Source organism: Moorena sp. SIO2C4, from assembly GCF_010672485.1.
GTDB lineage: Bacteria > Cyanobacteriota > Cyanobacteriia > Cyanobacteriales > Coleofasciculaceae > Moorena > Moorena producens.
This window is the reverse complement of record NZ_JAAHGN010001005.1, coordinates 1-2,805: the sequence shown is the minus strand read 5'-3', so window position 1 is coordinate 2,805 and position 2,805 is coordinate 1. Positions and strand designations below refer to the sequence as shown.

The window sequence follows — 2,805 nt, the reverse complement described above, 5'->3', positions numbered from 1 at the left end:
AGAGGTTGGGCAAATGCCTTGCAATTAAGTAGTCAAAAAGCGGGATAAAACGGGATTTTTTGGGGTATAATAGACAAAAAGGCCAAGAATAGCCAACGATGTCTAAGCGCAAGAAAAAATCAGGCACAACAAAGAAGCTTTCAACCCAGGTAGTCCCAGTAATTGGGATGTCAATGGCAGTTGAAACTGAGCTTTTTGCCATAATGCAACGCTTAGGCATCGTTCGTTCTGAGTCCTACAACAAGCTTGGCAGCGTTAGCCATTGGGGACTCGACTGGCGGAAAGCCTACCCAGAGGTTAGATCTTTGAGAACTCCAGAATCTTTAGGTCTACCATCCAAACTAATGGAATGGACGGTTAGCGATGTCGCTAAAGCCATTAGTGCCCAACAAGCTGCTGGTATTGAAGCATTAGGGAAAATTCTACATAAGCGCTTTCCAGGCAAAGAAAACGAAAAGCGTCGAAGTCAATGCTACAAACAACTATCAACTCCAAGTTTTCTTAGTGATCCGTTTTTACATCGAATTGTCAGAAAAACGTTTCGACGTGGCCATTCTTGGGTTAAGAATCAGATAGTTTATCAACAGGGTGGTTACTCCTGTAAGCGTATTTATAGGTACACCTACCAATTAGAATTAGCCGGACTACGTCGTGGAAAACGTAATCGGCTCTTGGTGAGATCTAATCGAAAAATAACTGGGCAAATTAGGCTAATTTACAACCCATTGTTGCAGCGATTTGAAATCCATTTCTTGGTTAATTACGGGGTTGTCAATGTTACCAGCGAACGTCGCTGTCTGGGCGTGGATAAGGGTTACACGGAAGTGTTTTATGATTCGGATGGTCGTGCCTATGGTCTGGGCTTAGGTAAATTAGCGACCAACAAGTCTGACAGAATTGTCAAGAAAAACCGGAATCGTGGCCAGTTGTGGGCGCTGCATAGAAAATTAGAGAAAATAGATCCTGCCAAGTCAGCTCGCATACTAGAAAATAATCTGAGCCGAAAAACAGAAAATCGTCGCTTAAGAAAAGACCAGGCAGGAATTATAGCTATTATAGGCGCTGCAAGTAGGTCACTTTTTAATGGGGAATCATTAAAAGTTTTTGCGGAAGATTTAACCCAACCAATCAAAGGGAAACGTCAATCATTATCAATGTCTCGAAAATTGAATAGCTGGATGAAAGGAGCTATTCGAGACTCTTTACAAAAATGGGCTAACTGGACTGGTTCAGTAGTTTCAGAAATTCAGCCAAGCTACACGTCGCAAATTGACTCCGTAACTGGCACTCTATTAGGGGTTAGGAAAGGGGACAGTTTTATCAGATTTAATGGGGTCGTGTTGCAGGCTGATCACAATGCTGCATTAAACATCCTTGCCCGTGGTACAGACAAGGAAATCTCCCGGTTTATGACTAGGGTTGAAGTTCAAGCAGTGTTGTTGCGTCGTACCGCGCGATTCCTTGAAGATATGGACTTGAGTTTAGCTAATGCGGTTGAGCTAGGTTGGCTTGACCCTAAGCATGAGCTTTGCTCAATCTTTTAGGGATCTCCTGGCCGGGATGCCAGGAGCGCTTAGACAAGATGGGTGGTAGGCTTGACTCCAATTGCTGTTTGACCACCCCTCACTCAAGCAACAATAAATTGCACCTTGACCCGTGGTACCGGGTTTACCCCGATTAATCACGGTTTAAGAGTATCCCACAACAACTAACCCTCTAAAATGAACCATGCTGCTACACTTGAGTACTTGGAAAGAAATTGAAGCTTACCTAAAGCAATCACCAGGGATTATTCTGCCCATTGGTTCAACGGAACAACATGGACCAACGGGGTTGATTGGCACCGACGCAATATGTGCAGAAGCGATCGCAAAAGGTGTGTCTGAAGCAACCAATGCCCTAGTTGCTCCCACCATTAATGTCGGGATGGCGCTACACCACACGGCTTTTCCCGGTAGCATCAGTTTGAAACCGAGTACATTAATTCAGGTGATCAAAGATTATCTGACTTGCTTGACTAGAGCTGGGTTCACCAAGTTTTTCTTTATCAATGGTCATGGGGGTAATATCGCTACCCTTAAGGCAGCGTTTTCTGAAAGTTACGCCCACTTGAGCGATTTACAGATTCCTAATGGGGAAAGGGTTCAGTGTCGGGTAGCTAATTGGTTTATGTGCCGTTCTGTCTATAAATTAGCTAAGGAGTTGTATGGGAATCAAGAAGGTTCCCATGCTACTCCTTCTGAGGTAGCACTTACCCAATATCTCTATCCCGAAGCCATTAAACGAGCACCCCTGTCAGAAACCGTTGCGTCTGGACACCCAATTTATGGAGCCGCAGATTTTCGTCGCCGTTATCCCGATGGTCGTATGGGGTCTAATCCAGCCTTAGCAACACCGCAACATGGTAAGCAGTTTTATGAGTTGGCAGTCAAGGAGTTGAGTAGTAGTTATTTGGAGTTTATGGCCGCAGATTGAATCGGGAAGTTAGAATTTAGAATTTAGAATTTAGAATTTAGAATCGGGAATCGGGAATCGGGAATCGGGAATCGGGAATCGGGAATCGGGAATTGGGAATCGGAATCGGGAACATTATCAAAGAGATAGGATATGATATACCGATAATTACCCTTAATAAAAATCTCCCCATCTCCCCATCTCCCCATCTCCCCATCTCCCCACCCTCCTGGTTATGATGGGTATTCAACCGAACTTGATCTTAGATCTTAGATCTGATCCTCGATATCTTCAGGGAAGTCCTGGCGTAATCCCCCAGGCAAGGCAGCAATAATGGCATCTAGTACTCTC

General features: G+C 44.5%; 3 protein-coding genes. 2 read left to right on the top strand and 1 reads right to left on the bottom strand.

Going from position 1 to position 2,805, the window contains the following annotated elements; translation table 11 throughout:
* Positions 1 to 98: 98 nt before the first annotated feature.
* A complete protein-coding gene (locus tag F6K20_RS32795) occupies positions 99 to 1,544 on the top strand; it encodes a zinc ribbon domain-containing protein (RefSeq protein WP_287297553.1) in 1,446 nt (481 codons plus the stop codon).
* Between the two features lie 184 nt (positions 1,545 to 1,728).
* Positions 1,729 to 2,475: a creatininase family protein gene (locus tag F6K20_RS32790; protein ID WP_008186384.1), complete on the top strand. Its 747-nt coding sequence runs from the start codon at positions 1,729 to 1,731 to the stop codon at positions 2,473 to 2,475.
* Between the two features lie 23 nt (positions 2,476 to 2,498).
* Here the strand turns inward: F6K20_RS32790 and F6K20_RS32785 are convergent, their stop codons facing one another.
* Positions 2,499 to 2,663 (bottom strand): hypothetical protein, encoded by a 165-nt coding sequence (locus F6K20_RS32785; protein WP_287297552.1) that lies wholly within the window; start codon positions 2,661 to 2,663, stop codon positions 2,499 to 2,501.
* Positions 2,664 to 2,805: the final 142 nt, after the last annotated feature.

Coding starts and splice junctions, on each gene's coding strand:
- F6K20_RS32795 (WP_287297553.1), top strand. CDS start 99: ATGTCTAAGCGCAAGAAAAAATCAGGCACAACAAAGAAGCTTTCAACC.
- F6K20_RS32790 (WP_008186384.1), top strand. CDS start 1,729: ATGCTGCTACACTTGAGTACTTGGAAAGAAATTGAAGCTTACCTAAAG.
- F6K20_RS32785 (WP_287297552.1), bottom strand. CDS start 2,663: ATGGGGAGATGGGGAGATGGGGAGATTTTTATTAAGGGTAATTATCGG.